This window comes from Legionella septentrionalis (assembly GCF_003989745.1).
GTDB lineage: Bacteria > Pseudomonadota > Gammaproteobacteria > Legionellales > Legionellaceae > Legionella_A > Legionella_A septentrionalis.
This window is the reverse complement of record NZ_RZGS01000062.1, coordinates 1-4,829: the sequence shown is the minus strand read 5'-3', so window position 1 is coordinate 4,829 and position 4,829 is coordinate 1. Positions and strand designations below refer to the sequence as shown.

Sequence of the window (4,829 nt, the reverse complement as noted above, 5' to 3'; positions counted from 1 at the left end):
GGCAGGGGATGCACCAGTTGCCGGTGCCTGCGATGGCTGAGCTTGATGAACTCGACTATGAGAAAAAAGCCCAGGCGTTCATTGAAAAGCGCATCGCCTCGGTCAATGGAATTTTGGCTGCTGAGCCTTACGTTTATTTAAGCGGTTTGACGGCGGTTGGCAAATCGACGTTTGTCAGGCAGTACTTTAAGAATGAAGAGGATACGTTATACTCAGGCGAGCAGGCGTTAAGCGCCTGGGCCGGTGATAAGAGTGAGAAGCGCAAGATTCTTTTCATTGATGAGGCGAACATCGGTACGCGGCAATGGACGGAATTTGAAGGGTTGTTTAACAACCCGCCGGGTATGCTCATTGATGGGGAATACACGTTATTAAGCCCACAGCATAAGGTGGTGTTTGCCGGCAACCCGGTGAATTATGGCGGTGAGCGCAAGCTCTCGCCTTTCTTTGCCCGGCATGGCAATGCGCTGGTGTTTGAAGCGATGCCGCCTGAATTTATTTACCAGCATATTTTAAAGCCTTTGTTGGCACAAAGCTTAAACGAGGAAGCAGTTCTTGCCACATGCAGGCAATTATTAAGCGTGTACGCCTACCTTGTGAATGCATCCAGCAAGGAAGTGCTCATTTCCCCGCGTGAACTGGAAATGATGGCACTCCTCACCCTGTCTTACCTTAAAAAGCACCCGGAGGCAGACGCTGCGCAGGTGGCGGCTTATTATGCTTATCAATTGGGTAAAGAATTGCTGCCGGTTGAAAAGGAAGAGGACTTTTGCAAACGCTTCAAGCCCGATTTTATCCCAGCCCATGACGTCCGGGAAATCGACAGGAAGGGGCTTGAATCCTTTGTCCTCACCCCTTCCCGCCAGGCGGTGTATCAGCAATTGGCGGACGTATTAGCCCTGCGTGAGTTCAAACGCCATGCTGCAGTGACCGATGCGCAACGATACGGGGGCTTGGGCGGCATGGTGCTCGAAGGCCCGCCCGGGGTGGGCAAGAGCGAGCTTGTGACCCTGGCACTCCTCTCGCATGGGTTTACCGAAGCGACGTTATCCTCACCTAAGGAAGGCGAAAATAGCTTCTACCGCATGCCGGTCAGCATGCAGCCGGATGATAAGAAACGCCTGCTGCTCAAAGCCTTCAAGGAAGGTGCCGTGGTGGTCGTCGATGAAATCAACAGCTCACCGATGATGGAGCGTTTGCTCAATGACTTGCTGATGGGCGAGAGTGAGGAAGGCAAACCCGATAAACCCGGTTTTTTTATCATCGGCACCCAAAACCCGGTCACCATGGCAGGACGCCGCAAGCCCGGCAACGCACTCGCCAGGCGCTTGCTTAAAACCGAGCTTGACGAGTACAGCCGCGAGGAAATGATTGACGTCTTGCAGCATAAACAAATCAATCCGGCAAACGCCACCCTCATGGTCGATGCTTATCTTGCCAAGCTCAACGAAGCCCGCGAGAAACGCCTCGAGCCGCCGCCTGCGTTCAGGGATTTAATCCGCGTGGCTCATCATGAAATCAATGCCCACAGCAAAGCTCAAACACCCACACAACAACAGGGGGTAAGAGCAGCCGAAGCAATGGGAGAAACTCCATTGCCGCCTACAGAAGAACAAAAGCCCGCGCCTTCTTCTGCAGCCGCCGAGGAAAACCTGCCGTCCGAAGCGCTCAAAATACCTCCTGTGGAAGAAAATACAAACCCTGGGCAAGCAGTGCATGACCCGCTAAACCAGGAAAAAGAAGAGGCAGAGATAAATAAAAAATTGGCGCATTACCAGCAGGAATGCGTGCAACAGATTAAGCGCTTGAGCTATTATGCAGGCAACACCACGGTCAATACAAAAATCAGCTTGCTTGAAGCAGGCAAGAATTTACTCGATGCTGAGTTTGGCACGGCCCAAGAGAAACTGGACAATTTTTATACCCACATCAAAACCAATCAGAAAGAACTGGTCAAACCACACAGCAGCATCCCCAAAGATATCGGCAAAGGCCTCCTAGTCTTCGTCGGACTCGTCCTTGGCATCGTCCCAGGTATCCTCCTCTACAGCCGCTTCTTCTCAGCCTCAAGGCCCACCACAACAGGGGAAAAAATCGTCGAGCCGGTGAAAAAAGATGATGGGCTTATGCCCTAGCATTGCGGCTCCCAGTGAATTATTGCTGGGGGCACACCCCATATGCTAGAAGTTTTCCTCGTCAGAGCGGAAATAAAGGCATTTCTAGTGAGTAGGCTTTGCATGTATCTTTACTTTGTAGAGTAATGAATTTATATGCAATACTCGCCATCCCTGTAATTGCAAATGTATTGAAAACAATCTTTAGATGAGGATTGAGGTGGTTAGATAAACATTCGCTATAAAATAGTAGATGTTGAGTTGTAGTAAATAGAGGGTAGTTAGTGTGGGTGAAGTCAATTCCGCGTGTTAACTCTGGCGGAGAGACAGGGATTCGAACCCTGGGAAGGTTGCCCTTCAACGGTTTTCAAGACCGCCGCAATCGACCGCTCTGCCATCTCTCCGCCGGCAATACTATTATAACCATAAGGCATTTGCAATCATTTTTTTATCTTTTCTTTACAGTTTTGCTTTTATGGCAAATATCGCTCACTATTTAATAAAAAAGGCTTTTTTTAGAGCAATAACAGTGTAAACTCAATTACTTATGCATTCGCAAAATACATAGCAATCGGTATAATGGCGGCATTTGCGGTATGGCTGTTGGGGTCACCGAGAGTTGTAATAGGTATGTTTATGAAACTAATTAAGATATTCTCAATATTAATTTTACTGTCGACGCTTACAGGATGTCCCAAATGGTGGGGCGGCGGTGATGACGAAGAATATAACCCTTTTCAAGGTGTGTCAGCGAAACAACTCTATACTGAAGCCAAGCAAGCTTTAGCAAAAGAAGAATATGAAAGTGCAATCAAACGGCTGGAAGCATTGGAAACCATGTACCCATTTAATGATTATGCAGAAAAAGCAGAGCTTGAGCTGGTATATGCCTATTATAAAAAAGGCGATTATCCTTCCACAGCAGCGGCTGCCGACCGTTATATTCATCTTTATCCGCGGGCAAAGAACGTAGACTATGCATACTATTTGAAAGGATTGGCCAATTTCCAGCAAACCCGTGGCACGCTTGCCAATATACTGCCCATCGATGAATCATGGCGCGATCCCGGTACGCAATCGCAAGCATACACTGATTTTGCTACGCTCGTGCAACAATTTCCAGACAGCCGCTATAAGGCCAATGCTTTACAACGGATGATTTATTTGAGAAACCTTTTTGCACAGCGGGAGTTAAATGTAGCCAATTATTATTACTCACGTAAAATGTACGTCGCTGCCATTGAACGGGCCAGCTATTTGATTAAGAATTATCCGCAGGCGCCGAGCGCAAAACCTGCTTTGGCCATCGTTTATCATGCCAATGTTGCTTTGGGGCTAACCCAGGCAGCGGATGATGCATTGCGGGTGTATGAAGCCACATACCACAGTAAACCTGCCGCAGTGACGATGAGTGAGTAGTAATATTTTGCTAAGATTTCTGAATAGGCGGGCTTAAGTTTTATCCAGACGATATTTCATAACCCGGTTATTGCAAACTAACCGGGTTGCCTCTGAGAGCTAAAGAGCTAATTCTATGCCAGGAACGATGTGGTCGGTAGTTTTTTCTTTATTTACTAATGCCTTAAAGACGTCATTGAGTAACGCATGTAATTCGCCGGCAAGTAAAGTAAGGGCAGCATCCTGTTGCTGGCGCTCTTCTTCAAGTTCACGAATTTCTTGAAATTCATCCACCAAATACTCTAAGCATTTTATACGTTTTAAAGTTAAATCCTGCGTTAGGGTAAATTGTATGCGCTCGTTCCAAATCAAGGAAATTTCCGCTGCAGCCAGGCCCTGGGATATCAGCGTAGTAATTTCTTCAGATGGCAGCTCATATCCCTTGCAGTTAAAGCGTTTTTTCTCATCATCCAATGCAAAAAGCAAACAATCTGATGCTAATTGAAATACTTCTGGCAGAGTAGTTGCATCATTCAGCCAATGTGCAAATTTAATGGATAAATTTTCTTCATATTCTATGGGATCGATGCGTATGCCAGGTATTGATTTCCTCAGCAGAGAAACCAACTGTAGCGCTTGATTACTGCTGGAAGTATTAACAATCAAACGTTGCGCTGCCGTATCGAATAAGGCGAATAGGCGTTTCTGCAAGCAAAAAGATTTAGGCAGCAATTCAAACTCCAACTCTTCTGCCATCTGTGCTTTTTCAGCCCGCTTCATGCTGCGCCCGTGCTGGGTTTCCCAAACCTGCACGCGTTCCGCAAGAATGCGCTTAATGACTCCCCGCGGTAAAATACGCTCCTCTTTACCCAGGCAAATCAGTGAACCGCCTGCTACTTCCTGAATTAAATCTTCACCTGTGACAGGCAGCCAGCCATATATAAAGCGGGCATGAGGCGGGCAAGGTTTCAGTCTTTCTTCCGCCAAGGCAATCTGCAGATCCACAGGCTTTTCAAGTTCGTATTGAAAAAATTGAGCATTATTAAACCACATGGCAACTCCCGAAAAAAAGAGCGATGCTAACATGAATCCAGTGGATTCGCGACGGAACTTTCTTACGGTTTTATGGTAGGAAGTTATTCCCTAACAAGAAAAAACGTTTTAAATTAAATATTTATTAGCCATAGTCTGCAATGCTAGGGCGTGTTTTTAAAGTTTCAGCCACAGCAAAATACCTATTACAATTAATGCACCTAAAAACATGGCGGCAGTTTTATCATACCGCGTAGCAATTCTTCTGAAACCTTTTATTCTGTT

At 46.7% G+C, this 4,829-nt stretch carries 3 protein-coding genes, 1 tRNA gene and 1 pseudogene; 2 read left to right on the top strand and 3 right to left on the bottom strand.

Annotation, left to right across the window (positions count from 1 at the left end; translation table 11 throughout):
- The coding region (locus ELY11_RS11985; RefSeq protein ID WP_233579863.1) for an AAA family ATPase at positions 1-2,135 on the top strand (2,135 nt) is incomplete at its 5' end.
- A gap of 295 nt (positions 2,136-2,430) precedes the next feature.
- Here ELY11_RS11985 and ELY11_RS11980 read toward each other — a convergent pair.
- A tRNA-Ser gene (locus ELY11_RS11980) sits at positions 2,431-2,518 on the bottom strand.
- Between the two features lie 232 nt (positions 2,519-2,750).
- On the opposite strand from ELY11_RS11980, the gene ELY11_RS11975 reads away from it, so the two are divergent.
- Entirely contained in the window at positions 2,751-3,533 is a 783-nt protein-coding gene (locus ELY11_RS11975; protein ID WP_126954570.1) for an outer membrane protein assembly factor BamD, read from the top strand.
- 99 nt (positions 3,534-3,632) lie between these two features.
- On the opposite strand, the gene ELY11_RS11970 is transcribed toward ELY11_RS11975, so the two are convergent.
- Both ELY11_RS11970 and ELY11_RS12665 read right to left on the bottom strand, forming a co-directional pair.
- Positions 3,633-4,565, bottom strand: coding sequence for a recombination-associated protein RdgC (locus ELY11_RS11970; protein ID WP_126954569.1), 933 nt, complete (start codon positions 4,563-4,565; stop codon positions 3,633-3,635).
- Between the two features lie 156 nt (positions 4,566-4,721).
- A pseudogene (locus ELY11_RS12665) lies at positions 4,722-4,829 on the bottom strand (IS5/IS1182 family transposase); the annotation flags it as partial.

Excerpts from the sequence above, each read along its gene's own strand:
- ELY11_RS11975 (WP_126954570.1), top strand. The coding sequence starts at position 2,751 with ATGAAACTAATTAAGATATTCTCAATATTAATTTTACTGTCGACGCTT.
- ELY11_RS11970 (WP_126954569.1), bottom strand. The coding sequence starts at position 4,565 with ATGTGGTTTAATAATGCTCAATTTTTTCAATACGAACTTGAAAAGCCT.